13 protein-coding genes are annotated in these 17,768 nt (G+C 56.9%); 9 read left to right on the forward strand and 4 right to left on the reverse strand.

The window, feature by feature from the left end; translation table 11 throughout:
• The first annotated feature begins 5 nt into the window (after positions 1-5).
• Positions 6-1,340: a sigma-54-dependent transcriptional regulator gene (locus AC2FNU_RS04560; protein WP_050603452.1), complete on the forward strand. Its 1,335-nt coding sequence runs from the start codon at positions 6-8 to the stop codon at positions 1,338-1,340.
• Positions 1,341-1,837: 497 nt separating this feature from the next.
• A complete protein-coding gene (locus AC2FNU_RS04565; RefSeq protein ID WP_496785383.1) occupies positions 1,838-4,732 on the forward strand; it encodes an Rne/Rng family ribonuclease in 2,895 nt (964 codons plus the stop codon).
• Between the two features lie 47 nt (positions 4,733-4,779).
• Here AC2FNU_RS04565 and AC2FNU_RS04570 read toward each other — a convergent pair whose 3' ends face one another.
• Positions 4,780-5,013: a sulfurtransferase TusA family protein gene (locus AC2FNU_RS04570; RefSeq protein ID WP_496785385.1), complete on the reverse strand. Its 234-nt coding sequence runs from the start codon at positions 5,011-5,013 to the stop codon at positions 4,780-4,782.
• A 106-nt stretch (positions 5,014-5,119) separates the two neighbouring features.
• Here AC2FNU_RS04570 and AC2FNU_RS04575 point away from each other — a divergent pair, with 106 nt between their 5' ends.
• The 4 genes from AC2FNU_RS04575 to AC2FNU_RS04590 all read left to right on the forward strand — a co-directional run bounded on the left by AC2FNU_RS04575 (position 5,120) and on the right by AC2FNU_RS04590 (position 9,450).
• A complete protein-coding gene (locus tag AC2FNU_RS04575; protein ID WP_171089861.1) occupies positions 5,120-5,872 on the forward strand; it encodes a cytochrome c biogenesis CcdA family protein in 753 nt (250 codons plus the stop codon).
• Positions 5,873-5,934: 62 nt separating this feature from the next.
• Positions 5,935-7,149 carry a hypothetical protein gene (locus AC2FNU_RS04580; protein WP_496785389.1) on the forward strand — a complete coding sequence of 405 codons (1,215 nt, stop codon included), beginning with the start codon at positions 5,935-5,937 and terminating at the stop codon, positions 7,147-7,149.
• Positions 7,146-8,495, forward strand: a complete 1,350-nt coding sequence (locus AC2FNU_RS04585) for a cytochrome P450 (protein WP_496785393.1) — start codon at positions 7,146-7,148, stop codon at positions 8,493-8,495. The genes AC2FNU_RS04580 and AC2FNU_RS04585 overlap by 4 nt, the downstream gene beginning before the upstream one ends.
• Before the next feature lie 73 nt (positions 8,496-8,568).
• Positions 8,569-9,450: a fructose bisphosphate aldolase gene (locus tag AC2FNU_RS04590; protein WP_496785396.1), complete on the forward strand. Its 882-nt coding sequence runs from the start codon at positions 8,569-8,571 to the stop codon at positions 9,448-9,450.
• Between the two features lie 159 nt (positions 9,451-9,609).
• Here AC2FNU_RS04590 and AC2FNU_RS04595 read toward each other — a convergent pair whose 3' ends face one another.
• Positions 9,610-9,957: a hypothetical protein gene (locus AC2FNU_RS04595; RefSeq protein WP_496785399.1), complete on the reverse strand. Its 348-nt coding sequence runs from the start codon at positions 9,955-9,957 to the stop codon at positions 9,610-9,612.
• Between the two features lie 396 nt (positions 9,958-10,353).
• On the opposite strand from AC2FNU_RS04595, the gene AC2FNU_RS04600 reads away from it, so the two are divergent.
• From AC2FNU_RS04600 to AC2FNU_RS04610, 3 genes are all read left to right on the forward strand, one after another.
• Positions 10,354-11,322, forward strand: a complete 969-nt coding sequence (locus tag AC2FNU_RS04600) for a TAXI family TRAP transporter solute-binding subunit (RefSeq protein WP_171089876.1) — start codon at positions 10,354-10,356, stop codon at positions 11,320-11,322.
• A 98-nt stretch (positions 11,323-11,420) separates the two neighbouring features.
• Positions 11,421-14,030, forward strand: a complete 2,610-nt coding sequence (locus AC2FNU_RS04605; RefSeq protein WP_496785404.1) for a TRAP transporter permease — start codon at positions 11,421-11,423, stop codon at positions 14,028-14,030.
• Complete coding sequence (locus tag AC2FNU_RS04610; protein WP_496785406.1) at positions 14,027-14,458, forward strand: universal stress protein; 432 nt, start codon at positions 14,027-14,029, stop codon at positions 14,456-14,458. The genes AC2FNU_RS04605 and AC2FNU_RS04610 overlap by 4 nt, the downstream gene beginning before the upstream one ends.
• 25 nt (positions 14,459-14,483) lie before the next feature.
• Here the strand turns inward: AC2FNU_RS04610 and AC2FNU_RS04615 are convergent, their stop codons facing one another.
• The gene (locus AC2FNU_RS04615) at positions 14,484-15,524 is read right to left on the reverse strand and encodes a lipocalin-like domain-containing protein (RefSeq protein ID WP_496785410.1); all 1,041 of its coding nucleotides are present in this window, start codon (positions 15,522-15,524) and stop codon (positions 14,484-14,486) included.
• Positions 15,514-17,768: ABC transporter permease (locus AC2FNU_RS04620; protein ID WP_496785411.1), on the reverse strand; the 2,255-nt coding region annotated here is incomplete at its 5' end. The genes AC2FNU_RS04615 and AC2FNU_RS04620, both read right to left, overlap by 11 nt.

Here is a 17,768-nt window from a genome sequence, read left to right on the forward strand (position 1 = left end):
TGACTATGGCACAGGCCATGAAAATTGCCATTGTGGATGACGAACAGGACATGCGCCAATCGATCAGCCAGTGGCTTGCTTTGTCCGGATACGACACTGAAACCTTTGCCAGCGCGGAAGATGCGCTCAAGGTTCTGGGACCGGATTATCCGGGGATTGTGATTTCGGATATCAAGATGCCGGGGATGGATGGTATTCAGCTGCTGAAAAAGCTGATGGGGGCCGACAGCACCCTGCCAGTCATCATGATCACGGGGCACGGCGATGTTCCAATGGCGGTTGAAGCCATGCGTGTCGGTGCGTTCGATTTCCTTGAAAAGCCATTCAATCCGGATCGCATGTCCGAACTCGCCAAGCGCGCCAGCAATGCGCGCCGTCTGACACTGGACAACCGGGCGCTGCGGCGGGAGCTGTCGGGTGGCACGCAGATCATGAACAAGCTGATCGGTGCCAGCCCGGTTATGGAGCGGCTGCGTGAGGATATCTTGGATCTTGGGCAAGCCGACGGCCATGTGCTGATCGACGGAGAGACCGGGACTGGCAAAACCCTTGTTGCGCACGCGCTCCATGCGGTGGGCAGTCGCGCTGGCAAGAAGTTTGTTCTGGTGTCCTGCGCCGCACTTGAGGAAGACGCGCTGGCCAAGCGCCTGTTTGGCCCGATGATGCCCGAGGATGCGCAGCTGCCGGCTATCGAAGAAGCGCGCGGCGGGACGCTGGTATTGGAAGACGTGGAAGCGCTGAGCGACACGTTGCAGGCCAAACTGTTAAGTGTGATGAACGAGCAGGGCACCCCTGCGGAAACCCGGATCGTAGCGATTTCGAACCTGCAGGAAGCGGGAAAGACATCCGAAGACGTTCTGCGCCCGGACCTGTTCTACAGGTTGGCGGCGTTGCGGATCACCATGCCGCCGCTGCGTCAGAGGGGCGAGGATATCCTGACCCTGTTCACGCGCCTCAGTGAGCAATTTGCAGAAGAATATGGCTGCGATGCGCCTCAGGTCAGCGCGCAGGAGGCGGCGCAATTGTTGCAGGCCCCGTGGCCGGGCAACGTGCGTCAACTGATCAATATTGCTGAACGTGCTGTGCTGCAATCACGTCGTGGGTCGGGGACAATTGCATCCTTGCTGATGTCGGATCACGAAGAGATGCAGCCGGTGATGACCACCGAAGGCAAGCCGCTGAAGGAATATGTCGAAGCGTTTGAGCGAATGCTGATCGACAACACGATGCGCCGCCATAAGGGGTCGATCGCGTCGGTTATGGACGAATTGTGCCTGCCGCGCCGGACGCTGAACGAGAAGATGGCGAAATACGGGCTTCAGCGATCAGACTATCTTTAACCTTTACGAACGGGGGCTCTGCCCCCGTCGCCTTTGGCGACTCCCCCGAGGTATTTGAGGCCAGATGAAGAGATCCCGCACTGCGTCTACGGTCTCGATGCAGTTTGCCCATTGTCTTTTCCACAGGACTGCTTTTATTGTGTCCGAACGGGCCGGGCCTTTTTTTCGCCCTTAAGCCCCGAATCTTTGAGTTTCGCTGCTTTGCTGCACGTAATTTTCGCTGCGAAGCAGACCGATTGTGCCCCGATTGGGGGCAGTAGAGTACCTGAGCCCGATGCGTTGGGTGAAAGGAATAAATGGGCGGGCTGCAGAAACTGCGCCTGTCGGAGAAGAACCGCGATGACGCGCGCGCAACGATTGAGAGACCGGGCAGGGGGCCACAGCGCCAGACCCTGCCGCGCGCCGTCTGATATCGCCCTGACAAGACACCTCCCCAAAAGCGCCTGTCCGCCTGGACAGGTCAGGACAACGCGTTTGGCGCGGTGCACCAAGGAAACATGGCTAAGAAAATGCTTATCGATGCCACCCACGCGGAGGAAACCCGCGTCGTGGTGGTGGACGGAAACAAGGTCGAGGAGTTCGATTTTGAATCCGAAAACAAACGCCAGCTGGCTGGCAACATCTACCTTGCAAAAGTAACACGGGTTGAACCGTCTCTTCAGGCGGCATTTGTGGACTATGGTGGGAATCGGCATGGATTCCTGGCGTTTTCGGAAATTCACCCCGACTACTATCAGATCCCAGTCGCCGACCGCGAGGCGCTGATGGAGGAGGAACGCGCTTACGCCGAGGCGATGAAAGCGCGTGACGAAGCCGAAGAAGCCAAACCAAAAAAGCGGCGGTCCCGGTCGCGTTCCAAGGCTGCTGATGTGAAATCGGACGATCCGGTTGAAACAATGGAGGTTTCAACCGAGCCGACCGGTATGGAAACCATCGATCTGGCCGAAAGCGAAGATGCGGATATCGAAGTGCTCGAAGGAACCTCTCCGATGGAGATGGTTGCTGAGACACCGGTAGAAGAACCGGAAGACGGTGATGTGACTGCGGCAGAATCTGTTTCTGACGACAAGGCAGAAGCGGCAGAAGAAGCGGATTCTGACGTGGAAGACGCGTCTGACTCGCCCGAAGAAGCGGGTGATGATGCAGGTGAGGTTAGTGAAGACGCGGTTGCGGCTTCAAATGAGGCGCCAGAAGACAGCGCAGAAGTTGATGGCGCACCGACGGATGACGCGGAGGCAGCTGCTGCTGAGGATGTTGACGCCTCGGATGAAGCGTCTGCGGATGCCGACGGCGATCAGGGCGCGGAAGATGACGATGCTGAAGGCAAAAGTGCCGATGCTTCTTCAAAAGACGATTCGATTGAATCCGTGGCTGACGAGGATGACAGCGAAGACATCCGTCCGCCACGCAAACCGCGCCCGCGTCGTTACAAGATCCAGGAAGTCATCAAGGTTCGTCAGGTCCTGCTGGTGCAGGTCGTCAAGGAAGAGCGTGGAAACAAGGGTGCTGCGCTGACAACCTACCTGTCTTTGGCCGGTCGCTATTGCGTCTTGATGCCGAACACCGCGCGCGGTGGCGGTATAAGCCGCAAAATCACCAACGCCGCTGATCGCAAGAAACTGAAAGAAATCGCTGCGGACATTGATGTGCCGACCGGGGCAGGTCTGATCATCCGTACAGCAGGTGCCAAGCGCACCAAGTCCGAGATCAAGCGTGACTATGAATATCTTCAGCGTTTGTGGGAACAGATCCGTGCCCTGACGTTGGAATCGATTGCGCCTGCAAAGATCTATGAGGAAGGCGACCTGATCAAACGGTCGATCCGCGATCTTTACAATCGAGACATTGATGAGGTTCTGGTCGAAGGCGAAGGCGGTTATCGCATCGCCAAGGACTTCATGAAAATGATCATGCCGTCTCACGCCAAGAACGTGAAACGTTATGAAGATGCACTGCCACTGTTCGCGCGCTATCAGGTGGAAAGCTATCTGGCGGGGATGTTCAACCCGACAGTGCAGCTGAAATCCGGTGGCTATATCGTGATCGGCGTGACCGAGGCTCTGGTCGCTATCGACGTGAACTCGGGGCGGGCGACCAAAGAAGGCTCGATCGAGGAGACCGCGCTTAAGACCAACCTTGAAGCGGCGGAAGAGGTGGCGCGCCAGCTGCGTCTGCGGGATTTGGCCGGTCTGATCGTCATCGATTTCATCGATATGGACGAGCGCAAGAACAATGCGGCCGTTGAAAAGCGTCTGAAAGATAAGCTCAAGACTGACCGCGCGCGCATTCAAGTTGGCCGGATTTCCGGCTTTGGCTTGTTGGAGATGAGCCGACAGCGACTGCGCCCTGGAATGATCGAGGCCACGACGCAGCCATGTCCGGCCTGTCATGGGACTGGTCTGATTCGCTCGGACGACAACATGGCCTTGTCGATTCTGCGTCAGATCGAAGAGGAAGGCACCCGCCGCCGTTCGCGTGAAGTTTTGGTGCGCTGCCCGGTCAGCATTGCCAACTTCCTGATGAACCAGAAGCGCGAGCACATTGCGCAGATTGAGGCGCGGTATGGTCTGTCTGTGAGGATCGAAGGCGACATCCACTTGGTGAGCCCCGATTTCTCGATGGAAAAATTCAAGACCGCCAGCCGGATCGTACCGGAAGCCACAGCGCCTGTCGTTTCTGTGGACGCGTCATTGATGGACATGGTGGATTCGTCTGACGAGGAAGAGGTCGAGGACGATACTGTCCAGGCCGAAGAAGATGCCAAGCCCAAGCGCAAACGTCGTCGTCGGCGGCGCAAGAAGGGTGGGGGCAATGGTGATGCCGCAGAGCAATCCAACGAAAGTACCGAAGCGGAAACTCAGGAGAATGCTGCCGATGAAGAAGGTGCGGCTGACGTCGTAGAAGCAGAAGCGGCAGAGGAAGAAAAGCCTGCCAAGCCCAAGCGCAAACGTGCTCCGCGTCGCCGGAAGAAGGACGTAGTGGCTGAAGAAACGGTTGAACAGGCTGAAACGGAAGCTGTTGAAGCTGAGACCGTAGCCGAGGTGCCTGTGGCAGAAGACGCTACAGAAACCCCCGAGGCCGAGACACCCGAGGTGGCTCAGGAACAAAGCGAAACTGTTGAGGCGGAAGCTGAGACTTTTGAGGCTGCACCTGAGGAACCGATAAGCGCCGAAGAACCCGGCATCGACGATGCACCAACCGAAGAAACGCCTGCTGTTGTGGAAGAACTTGCGGCGCAAGCGGTTGAAGAGGTCACTGCTGAAGATGTTGCGCCCACTGAAGAAGCCCCTGTGGACGAAACGCCCGAGCCGGTGCTGGAAACAGTAGCGGAAGAACCGGAACCAAGCCCCGCCAAGCCGAAGCGGCGCGGCTGGTGGTCTCTGGGCAAGTAATGAAAAGGCGGGCTAAGGGGCCCGTCTTTTTTGTTTGCCGGGGTGTTTTAGACGGCTTTTTGGATCAGATAAACCTGATGCGCCCCGTCAAGTTCCTGAGACAGCAGCGTATGTCCGGCCTCGGTGCAAAAGTGCGGAACATCGACGATGGCCGCGGGATCATCGGCCAGCACACGCAGGACGGCCCCAGCAGGCAAGGATTTGAGCCGTTTGCGGGCTTTGAGGACGGGTAGAGGGCACAAAAGCCCAAGGGCGTCCAAAGTATCTGTAATCTCGGTCATGCATTTCGGGATAGGACCAAGTTGAAATATTGTCCAGATTCCAACCACGAGGATGTGACTGAATGGCCCCGTGACGGATCGCCATTCATCACTTATGTGCAGAGACATGTTCGGAATTGAAATAATAGACGCGGGCCTGTTGCCCGCCATGTTTGTCGCGCTGTTGGGTGGCTTGATCAGCTTTCTGTCACCATGCGTGCTGCCCATCGTGCCGCCCTATCTGGCGTATATGAGCGGCGTCACAATCAACGAGATGCAGGATGAGGCACGTGCGCGGCGCAAGGCGACGATGTCGGCATTGTTCTTTGTGATGGGTCTGTCGACCGTCTTTCTTCTTCTGGGCTTTACCGCGTCTGCCTTCGGGGCGTTTGTTCTTCAGAATCAGGTGCTTTTTGCCAAGCTCTCGGGCGCAGTGGTGATCGTGTTTGGCCTTCACTTCCTGAACGTTTTCCGCATCCCTTTTCTGGACCGCGAAGCGCGGATCGATACCGGTGATTCCGGTGGCTCGGTTTTTGGGGCCTATATCCTGGGTCTGGCGTTTGCCTTTGGCTGGACGCCGTGCATTGGGCCTCAGTTGGGTGCGATCCTTTCGCTGGCGGCGAATGAGGCATCTGTTGCGCGCGGTACGGTATTGCTGGGCGTCTATGCGGCGGGGCTGGGTATTCCGTTCCTGCTGGCGGCGATGTTCCTGAACCGCTCGATGACCGTCATGAACCGCATCAAGCCTTACATGGGTACGATCGAAAAGGTCATGGGCGGCTTGCTGTTGTTCGTAGGCATCATGCTGATCACCGGTCTGTTTACGCGGTTCAGCTGGTGGTTGCTGGAGACCTTCCCGGCCTTGGCGAACTTCGGATGAGCCGCTGACCCCCTTACCTTGACCTCAAGCCTGCGTTAACCTGCACGGCAGAAGGTAAGGGCATGAGCAGTCAGACAAATCAGCCTCAGGTGCGCAAACGTCGGGTGTTTTACATACCCGGTTATGATCCCTTTCCACCCAGACGATACCGGGAACTGTATCGGTCCGAGTCACAGGTCCAGGCCGAGATTTCCGGTTACGAGATTTCTGTCTCAGCCAAGCCGCGATCTGACGTCTTTGGCTGGCATGTCACGTCGCTTCAGGATGGCGAACAGGTGCACACGGATGTCGATGTACTTGTCTGGTCGGATATCGTACGGGACAGCATGACGGGATCGATCCTGTCCACCTATCTGCAGTTGGCTCGAACCGCTTGGACCTACATCTCGACGGGAACTCTGCGCCGGTTGATGCGGCTGCGAAAGGGGCCGGTCATCGCTGCGCTTTATCCGGTTGGGATGCTCATTGCGCAACTGCTGGTCGCGTTGTTGGTTGCAGGGGTGGCGCTAAATCTGCTTGCCCCAATGCTGGGGCTGTGGGCTTTGGGTCCGGCGGGTGTGCTGGCTTATGCTGTGCTGCATTGGTTTCGCACAATCGACAACCGGCTGTTTGCCTATTACCTGATGCATGACTACGCATATTCCGCGCAGTTGAAGGGGGAAACACCGCCGCAATTGCAGGCGCGGCTGGACACATTCCAAGACCTGATCAAAGACGCTTTGACTGAAGAGGTGGATGAGGTTTTGGTGATCGGTCACAGCTCGGGCGCGCATCTGGGTGTGTCGGTGCTTGCCGATCTGATCCGTGAACGTGACGTGTCTGACCAAGGACCGGTTTTGTCGTTTCTGACTTTGGGGCAGGTGGTGCCGATGGTGTCCTTCCTGCCAAACGCACACCGTTTACGCGCGGATTTGCAGTTTCTTTCCAAGCAACCCACTGTGGCATGGGTCGATTTTACCGCCCCCGGCGATGGCTGCGCCTTTGCGCTGTGCGACCCGGTTGCGGTCAGCGGTGTGGGCAGCCCTGATAAGAAATGGCCGCTGGTTTTGTCGGCAGCTTTTACTCAAACACTGTCACCTGAGCGCTGGAAGGCGGATCGCTGGCGGTTCTTCAAGCTGCATTTTCAGTATCTCTGCGCTTTTGACCGTCCGGGTGCATACGATTATTTTCGGATCACTGCGGGCCCGCAAACCTTGGCTGCACGATTTGCCGGGCGCGCGCCTTCACCCTCGCGAATTGATCAGCCCGTATCAAAATACACCAGGGTTCATGCATGATCCCGCCAAAGCCGACCCCACGCCCAGACAAAGTTTCGCTGTGGCAGTATCTGAGACTGTTTCGGAAAGACCTGCTTTCAGCACAGCCTCAGCGGCTCTATCGCGCGTGGATGGCTGAATTTCGAACGCCGTTCTTCAGATCTTACATGATTAATCAGCCGGAACTGGTTGATCTGGTTTTGAAAAAGAGGTCCGAAGACTTCCCCAAATCCAACCGCATCAGCGAAGGTTTGCGGCAGCTTTTGGGTGAGTCTGTATTTCTGACAAACGGTGAGGCATGGAAGCGACAACGTCGTATCATTGATCCAGCGTTCGAAGGCGGGCGGTTGAAAGACACGTTTCCGGCGATGCGAGACGCGTCCCACGCTTGCGCGGATCGACTTCACGTCAGTGTGGGGAAGGAGATCGAAGTTGAAGAAATCACCAGCCATGTCGCTGCTGACGTCATTTTCCGAACACTGTTTTCGGTACCGATCGAACATGAAATCGCAGCCGAAGTATTCCATAAGTTCCGCGCCTATCAAAGGCAGCAACCGCTTTTGAACCTTGCGGCTTTTTTACCTCTGCCGCGTTGGGCACCTCGATTTCATTCCGGCGACACACGGCGGAATGCGCATGATATCAGGCGTTTAATCCAGAAACTTACAGCAGATCGCGCGGCAGCCATAGCTGATGGGACGGCACCAAACGATCTGGCCACGAAAATCATGACAACTCCCGATCCTGCCACGGGGAAGTGTTTTGAAACCGATGAGATGATTGATCAGGTCGCAATCTTCTTTCTGGCGGGCCACGAGACCAGCGCCTCGGCCCTAGCCTGGACACTGTATCTGCTGGCGCTTTATCCAGAATGGCAGGAGAAAGTCGCGGAAGAGGCACAAGCACATCTGGAACCGTCCTTTGCGACCATGTCCAGGCTGAACGTCACCCGAGATGTGTTTCGCGAGGCGTTGCGGCTTTATCCACCAGTGCCGATGATGGTGCGGGAAACGCAGTGTCCTGAAAGGTTTCGAGATCGAGAGGTTCCAAAGGGTTCACAAATTGTCATCAGCCCGTGGCACTTGCATCGGCAAGAACGACTTTGGGACAATCCGGACGGGTTCGATCCCGCAAGATGGACAACAGAGAACGGCAAAATATGTCAGCGCAATGCCTACATTCCGTTCTCTGCTGGGCCACGAGTGTGCACGGGGGCGGGGTTTGCGATGGTTGAAGGTACTTTGATCCTGTCAACGCTGGTGCGACGTTTCAAATTCGAAACAATCCCCGGCAAAACGCCGGTTCCGGTGGCGCATCTGACTGTTCGGTCCAAGGAAGGGATATGGTTGAAGTTGGTTGAGCGCTAACAAACTACCATCGTCCACCGCCGTGCTGTATGCGAGGAATGAAATCGGAATCATTCTTGAACGGGAAAGCATTATGTCCAAAGCAGAACAGCGCGCGCAAATGACCAACGGAGCAGGCTTTATCGCTGCACTGGATCAAAGCGGTGGATCGACCCCCAAGGCGCTGGCGCTGTACGGGGTGGACGCGTCGGATTACGCCTCGGAAGAAGAGATGTTTGGCGAAATCCAGAACATGCGCGCGCGGATCATTCTGGCAGACGACTTCACCAAGGACAAAGTGATCGGTGCGATCCTGTTCGAACGCACGCTGGGTGAAGAGATCGAAGGCCGCAAGGTTGCGGATTACCTTTGGTCTGTCAAAGGCATCGTTCCGTTCCTGAAAATCGACAAGGGCCTGGAAGAGACGGCCAATGGTGTTCAGTTGATGAAGCCGATTCCGGGTCTGGCCGAGACGTTGGCCAAGGCAGACGGGGTGTTTGGCACAAAAGAACGTTCGGTGATTCATGAAGCCAACGCGGAAGGTATCGCCGCCGTTGTGGCACAGCAATTCGATGTGGCCCGCGAAGTTGTCGCCGCAGGCATGGTTCCGATTGTCGAGCCCGAGGTCAACATCAATTCGGAAACCAAAGCCGAGGCGGAAGACATCCTGAAGGCTGAAATCCTGAAAAACCTGGACCAACTGGCCGAGGGGCAGGACATCATGCTGAAACTGACGATCCCGAGCACGGCAAATCTTTATGATGAAGTGGCCGATCACCCGCGCGTGGTGCGCGTGGTTGCTTTGTCAGGTGGATATTCGACCGAGCAGGCGTGTGATCTGCTGGGTCAGAACGGCAAGATGATCGCGTCGTTCTCGCGTGCGCTGACCGAAGGTTTGTCGAAACAGCAATCTGATGCAGAGTTCAATGCAGCCTTGGGCAGCAACATCGATAAGATCTTTAAAGCCTCAGCTTAAGTTGTTGATAAAATGAAAGAAGCGGCGCAAACACGCCGCTTCTTTTTTTGACCGTTCGGCTTAGGCTCGTTGTTCGAGCTCAACCAATCCGCAAAATCGCGCGCTAAGGTTTCAAACCGATGCGACGTCACATCTTGGAAGTCATCCCAAGCGAAGTCCTCAGGATGCCGGACACGTACCCCGATCAAATTTCTGAGCCGCGCCTTTGACCATCATATCGTATTTCAAGCTGTCATAGTTCACGACAAACGTGACGACCTGCCCGTCTTGCATCAGCAGAAACGTCATTGATTCTCCGACAGGGTAAATTGCGGCTTCGCCCTCAAGGTCACCTGTGGCAAGATAGCCTTTGTCTGATCCGCCGGATCGTTTCAGAGTCACGTTGCTGCCGTCGACATCCGATACACATTCAACTGAAAAATCATCTTGTTTCAGCGTGTTATTAGCTAAAACGGGCGTAGCTGCCGTCGCCGCAACAGCGAGCGTGCAGAGGTATTTCTTTGCCATTTCGAAGTCCAAAGTTGGGGGTTTTCTGTTCGCTAGGTCCGGCAAAATGGGCAATCATTACATCCGAACCTGACGAGCAGGTGCCTTCCATTTGCGCCAGGAATGAGGCGTATGTTTGAACTTTAAGTGTCGTTGGAAATACCGGGCTAGCGCGCAATGCGCTGATGGGGAAACTTCGCGATTCAAGCTCATATATGCGGATTGAGGCGGTCAGTCCGGGTGGCGGACTTGACAATCCGCGTCTCTGAATGAAACCTCACAAGGGTTGGGAGAAATTGGAAAATTCAAAGAGTTGTACCTGTTGCGGGACGGGCCGGATTGTACTATCGGCACGCTTCCCTGAGCAGGTCGACCCATTTGGGTTCCAACTGCCAGATAAAAATTGGGAGTTAACACATGAAAAATAGCAGCAAACTGAGCCTTGGCGCGTTTGTAACGGCGGCCATGATGGCACCAGCCGCATATGCAGAAGAGTTCATTACAATCGGCACCGGTGGCGTAACCGGCGTGTATTACCCGACAGGAGGCGCGATCTGCCGTCTGGTGAACAAAGGCCGCAAGGAACATGGCGTGCGCTGCTCGGTCGAATCGACCGGTGGTTCGGTCTACAACATCAACACCATTCGCGAAGGCGAACTGGAGTTTGGTGTGGCACAGTCCGACTGGCAGTACCATGCCTATAACGGCACCTCGAAGTTTGAAGAGGCTGGCCCGTTCGAAAACCTGCGTGCGGTATTCTCGGTTCACCCCGAGCCGTTCACCGTTGTGGCCCGCGCAGATTCCGGCATCACCAATTTCGAAGACCTGAAAGGCAAGCGCGTCAACATCGGCAACCCCGGTTCCGGTCAGCGCGGCACCATGGAAGTTCTGCTGGGTGAAATGGGCTGGACCACGGGCGATTTCGAACTGGCGACCGAGTTGAAGGCGGCTGAACAGTCGGCAGCACTGTGCGACAACCAGATCGATGCGATGGTTTACACCGTCGGTCACCCTTCGGGTTCGATTCAGGAAGCAACCACTGCTTGTGACTCGGTTCTTGTGAATGTCAGCGGCGAAGCCGTGGACAAGCTGGTCAACGATAACTCGTTCTATCGCACCGCAACCATTCCCGGTGGCATGTACCGTGGATCTGATGGCGACACCTCGACCTTTGGTGTGGGCGCAACCTTTGTGACGTCAGCGGACGTATCGGAAGATGCGGTCTACGCGGTTGTCAGCTCGGTCTTCGAAAACTTCGATGACTTCAAAAAGCTGCACCCTGCATTTGCCAACCTGAAGCCTGAAGAGATGATCGCGGATGGCCTGTCGGCACCGCTGCATCCGGGTGCTGAAAAGTACTACAAAGAAAAAGGCTGGATTCAGTAAGCCAGACCTGATGCAGGGTGCCCAAGGGTGCCCTGCACGCAACCCGTGTTAAACGGGGTTCCAAAAGGCCGAAAAAGGCCGTGACGGGGAGACATTGCATGAGTTCCGACACACAATCCAATCGCCCGCTATCCGAAGAAGAGCTTCAGGACCTGGTTGCGTCTTCTGACGCTGGGGGGCGTAATCCGGTCGGCAACGTCGGGATTTTCCTGGCTGTCGTGGCCGCGATCTGGTCAATTTTTCAGGTTGTTCTGGCCTCGCCAATTTCAAATTATGTTCTACCCGGAAGCGTTGTGAACAACTCGCGCCAATTCCATCTGGCTTTTGCGATGTTCCTGGCCTTTGCGGCTTATCCGGCGCTGAAATCCAGCCCTCGGAACTACATCCCGATTCAGGATTGGATCATGGGTCTTTTGGGCGCGTTTGTCGCGCTTTATGGATATTTCTTCTACGACAAGATCGTCAATGCGGGCGGTTTGGCCGATGACACGGACAAGTGGATCGCATTGGGTGGTCTGCTGCTGTTGTTCGAGGCCGCACGCCGCGCGCTTGGCCCGGCCATGGCGATCATCGCGACGATCTTTTTGGCTTATGTTTTCTTCGGCTCATCCGAATGGGTGCCCGAAGTGATCCGCTGGAAAGGTGCGAGCCTGAAAAAGGCCATGAGCCATATGTGGATCACGTCCGAAGGCGTGTTTGGCATTGCTCTTGGCGTTTCTACGAAATTCGTCTTCCTCTTCGTGCTGTTCGGGGCGTTGCTCGATAAAGCCGGGGCAGGGAACTATTTCATCAAAATGGCCTTCGGGGCGCTCGGCCATCTGCGCGGTGGTCCTGCGAAGGCTGCCGTTGTGGGGTCTGCCGCGACCGGGCTGATCTCGGGCTCGTCGATTGCCAATGTTGTAACCACCGGCACCTTCACCATTCCGCTGATGAAACGCGTAGGCTTTTCCAGCGAACAAGCTGGCTCGGTCGAGGTTGCGTCTTCGGTAAATGGCCAGATCATGCCACCGGTTATGGGCGCTGCGGCCTTCCTGATGGTGGAATATGTTGGCATCTCGTATGTCGAGGTCATCACCCACGCCTTCTTGCCTGCTGCGATTTCCTACATCGCGCTGGTCTATATCGTTCATCTTGAAGCGGTTAAGCGGAACATGCCAACTCTGGGCGACCGGGATGTGCATCTGGCGCGGACCGTAGTCGGTATGTTGTCCTTCTTCTTGGTGTTTGCCGGTCTGTGCTACAGTTCGCAATTCCCTGTGGATGCGGTGACCAGCTGGGCACCTTCCGCTGCGGGATTGATCCTCAGCCTGATTGTCTGCGCGATCTATGTCGTGCTGCTTTATCTGGCCGCTCAGGTGCCGGATCTTGAGCCTGACGATCCAAACGCCAAAGAGGTCACACTGCCGGTCATTGCAGACATCTACAAGGCGGGTCTGCACTATCTGCTGCCGATCATCGTGCTGGTCTACTTCCTGATGATCGAACAGAAATCCCCCGGTCTCTCGGCCTTCTGGGCGACCGCGTTGCTGTTCGTGATCCTGCTGACGCAAAAACCGCTCAAGGCGATTTTCCGTGGCGAAAGCGATGTGTACAACCGCTTTATCGACGGTGTGGCCGACCTGTGGCAGGGCCTGATCGACGGCGCGCGCAACATGATCGGGATCGCTTTGGCCACGGCCACAGCGGGTGTGATCGTGGGGACAGTGACACTGACCGGTGTTGGGCAGGTGATGGCCGATCTGGTTGAGTTCCTGTCGGGCGGCAATCTGATCCTGATGCTGATCATGGTCGGCATCCTCAGCCTGATCCTGGGCATGGGACTGCCAACAACGGCGAACTATATCGTCGTCAGCTCGTTGATGGCAGGTGTGGTTGTTGAACTTGGCGCGCAAAGCGGTCTGATCGTTCCTCTGATCGCGGTCCACCTGTTTGTGTTCTACTTCGGGATCATGGCGGATGTGACGCCGCCGGTGGGTCTGGCCAGTTTCGCGGCCGCTGCTGTATCGGGTGGTGACGCGATCAAGACCGGTTTCACGGCGTTCTTCTACAGCCTGCGCACCGTGGCGTTGCCGTTTGTGTTCATCTTCAACACCGACCTGTTGTTGATCGATGTGACATGGGTCGAAGGCATAATCGTCGCCATATTCGCCACCATAGCCATTCTGGTCTTTACTGCGGGTACAATGGGGTACTTCCTGACCCACAGCCGGATCTATGAAAGCATCGCGCTGATTTTTGTGGCCTTTGCCTTGTTCAGGCCGGACTTCTTCATGGACCGCATATCGCCTCCGTTCCAGACGGTTGAGCCTGCTGCCTTCGAGGAAACAATCGGTCAGGTTCCACCCGGTACAGAGATGCGGCTTGTGGTGTCCGGCCCTGACTTCGATACGCTTGAAATGACCGATACAACTGTGGTTGCCACGGTGGGTTCGGAAGACGGTGGCGCAGCGCGGGTCGAGGCGCTGGGGCTGATCCTGATCCCTGAAGACGGCGTTGTTAAACTGGACGAGCCGTTTCCGGGAACACCGCTGTCGGGTGATCTGGACATCTTCGATTATTACGGGGATGAGGCCGTGAGTCTGACATCGGTCAGCCTGCCGTCCAGCCAGCCACCCAAGCAGTTGGTCTATATCCCTGCGATGATCCTTCTGGGCCTCATCGCGCTTCTGCAACGCGGCCGGGCCGCCAGACGAGAGGTGCTTGCATGACACGTTCGGTTCTGTGCGCTATTGATATCAGCAATGGTGAGATTGATGTGCCCGTATTGCAAAAGGCGGCCGCGCTGGCAGACCTGGAAGAGGCGCAGTTGGATGTTGTGACCGTACTGCCGGATTTTGGTGAAAGTTGGGTGTCAGGGTTCTTTGAGCCCGACTTTCACGACAAAGCACTTGAAGAGGCGCAGGCCACTCTGACATCGCTGTGTGTCAAAGCGCTGGGGGCAGAGAGAAACGAAACGATCCGCCATGTTGTGGCGACAGGAACGGCCTATCAGGAAATCCTGAAAACAGCCGAAGGCGCCGGGTCTGATCTGATCGTAATCGGTGCGCATAAGCCGGATTTCAAGGATTACCTGCTGGGTCCCAACGCATCACGTGTTGTGCGGCATTCTTCTGTTTCTGTCTACGTCGTGCGCTGATCAGGCTCCCACGCCCGGAAGGGGATCAATACCCTGTCATCTCAAGGTATCCGAGGCCTTCATGGCTGCCGGTTACGGTGACAGGGCCTTCCCAATACTCAAACCGGGTTCCCATCCATGCTTCGGGTGTGATGGCCGAAACGTCGACTTCGACACCCCGATCCGGCAAGACAACGCGCCAGTGCGTCGGAACTTCGCGCCCCGCGACTTGATCCGTGGCTAGCGGCGCCAGTTGGACGGTCCCGTTGGGAATAGCCTCGGTACTGCCATCGGCATTGATCCAAGTGGCCGAGGTGAAGTCGCCGCGCGCGCCACGCAACCGAAATGCCATCATCTTGTCGCCACCCTCGAAGCTGAGGGAAAACCAATCCCATCCGCTTTGATCCGCAGCAAGCGGCTGCGACGACCATTCACGATCCAGCCACCCCTGACCCGTGACGCGAACGTCGCCGTCTGGCAATCGAAGAACACCTTCAACCGCATAAAAGGGCTGCGAGTAATAATAGCTGGCCTGACCATACGCAGATTTGACCGAATACCCCGCATCACCGTGAAACACCAATGGCCCCTGAGCGGTCAGCGACAGATCATAACCGAAATCCTCTCCGTTGGCTGTCAGGGTCAGGGTGTCGAAATCGGGACCGGCCATACGCCATTCGTCAATCCAAGCCTCAAAGGGCTCAGTGGTTACGCCCGCCTGACCAATCCCGCCACGTGAAAGACGTTCCGCGAAGTAATGTGCATCAGGCGTTGTTGTCGCTGCATGGCCCATCCAGATTTGCGGGCTTTGCCAGCCATCGGTTTCAAACGGTTTCAAAGCAGACCGAAACAGGGTCCACTGCACACCATAGTCGCGCCCATCTTCCCCCTTGAGGTTGGCCGTCAGATACCACCATTCGATGCGGTAAGCCGGGTGGGGGCCATGATCTTTAGGGAAATCGAACAAATAGCCTTCTTTGGGTACATCAAAGCCCTCGGCTGACCCGCCCAAGCCTGCATAGCCCTGTGCCCACAGCGGCAGCGGAACAGTAATGAGCAGGCAGATAAATAGGGCTTTAACGTTCATTGGCGAACACTCTCAGCAAGTCAGCAGGGGGTAGGCGCAGCATTCGCAACGCGGGCAGGGCGGCTGCGATTGTGGCCGCCACGAGCGTCAACAGAAACAGCCACAGCCAGTCCCATGGGAAGACGAACATGGGAAGTCGCCAGCCGAAGGCCTGTACGTTGATCACTGCCAGCAGAACCCAGGCCAGGATCAGTCCCAGCGGCAATGCAAGGACAGCCGTCAGCGCAGCCAGCAATACGCTTCGCAAAAGTTCCAGACGGGCCAGTTGCGCCCGGTTCAGGCCCAGCGCCCAGACAGGGGCGATTTGCGGCAGGCGTTGTGTCCAAAGCGTCAACAGGCTGGTCAGGATAGCAAATCCCGCCACGCCAAGGGTCAGAACGTTCAGCGCCGATGTCACAACAAAGGTCTTCTCAAAGATCGCCAGCGATTGCGCCTTCATTGCCGCTTGCTGAACCACAGCGCGCGGCGGCAGGTCAAATTGGGCGCGCAGGGTTTGTGCCATCGCAGTCGCGCCTTCCGGTGGCATGCGGATACCAAACCTCCGCATCTCGGCCCCCGGCACGATACGATCCAGTTGCGCCATTGAAACGATGGCTTGACCCGTTGGATTGCCATAGTCGGAATAGACCCCTGCGATCGGCAAAACGTGATCCGGGGCAAGTTGTAGCTGGGTGCCGGGCCACAGGGACGCGCGTCGCGCCAGTTGTTCGTTGATAAGCACCGCATCTCCGGCCATCACATCATCCCAAACCGTGGGGGTTGAGGCAATCAACGGCCAGTGTTGCCGGTACACCGGATCATCCACCACGCCGTACAGGAACAGCGGGCCCGTTTCATGGGGCAGTTCCACGCTGCGGATCGGCAAAATGGCATCGACTTGCGGGAGCAACCACGCGGTCATCTCGCGCGCCTGATCTTGATCGCGCGAAGTCACGTACAACTCGGCCGTCAGCCGTTGATCCAGCCAACCGACAAAGGTTAACCTGAAGCTGGAAACCATTGTTCCCACGCCGATATTTGCCGCCAAGGCCAGTAACAGGGCCATCAGGGCCAAAGACAGGCCAGGCAATTGCGCCCGTAGGTCCGCCCAGACCCATTGCGCAACAGGACCGCGCGCCGTACGTGCCAGCACAGACAGAGCCATGGCCAGAAGCGATGGTAACAACAAGGCCGCACCTGTCAGCAACCCGGCCAATAAGGCGAAACCGGCAACAAGCCCACCAACGCTGACATAGGCCAGCGATCCTCCGGCAATCAGGATCAGACCTATTGCTCCGGCGATGTGGCGCGCGCGGGAATTGCTCTGCCACGCTTGAACGCCCGGTCCTTCGAGTAAAGGCATGTTAGACAAACGCCACAACGCGTGACCGCTGGCCAACAGGGTTCCGAGTACTGCCATGGCGATCCCAGCCAAAACCCACTGAGGTTGCAGCGTCAGTTGTCCGGTCACTGGCGCGCCATAGAGCCCCCGCAAAGTTGCGGCGACATCAGGCAACAACGCTCCGGCCAGAAAGAAACCCAATAGCAATCCAAGACTGCCTCCGATCAGGGCCAGCAGGGTTAATTCGGTCAGAACAAGCCAAACCAGCCGACGCATGGACACACCCAGAGCACGCAAAGTGCGGATCATGCCGCGTCGCTGGGCAAAGGCCAGACCAACGGTGCCATTGACGATGAACAGCCCAACGGCAAAGGACAGCAGTCCAAACGCCGACAAGTTCAAATGAAAACTGTCGGTCAACTGCGCGGTATCGACTTGCGCTGAGGGGCTGATGCGGTCCAGTTCAGGTGCGATTTGGCTGAGAGAGGGCAAGTCGCGTGGTTGGTTCGGTAGCACGACAAGGCGCGAGATGACGCCTGATTGGTTCAACAGGCCCTCGGCCACACCGATGTCAGTCAGAATGACGTCCGAAGGCAGGGCCGATGTGGTCAGAATGGGGGGCAGGTTGTCTTGATCACGCAGCAGCACCTCCAATTCGGGTGATACAAGAATGCGGCCCGGGGAGGTCAACATGTCCACAGGTTCAGGCGGTGCTGCGCTCTGTTCCGCTTCAGTCACGGCAGGCAGGGCCGGGTAGGCAACCATGTCCACACCCATCAGGCGCAAGGTCCGCCCGCTGATCCGGTATGGGCCTTCCAGAACCGCTGCAACCTGCCAGCCAGCACGGCGCAGGTCGACATAGCGAGAGACTGAAATCGGTCCCGACGGGTCACGCAACTCGTCGAATTGGCCGATGGCCAGTT

Source organism: Ruegeria sp. BHSB064 (genome assembly GCF_059613205.1).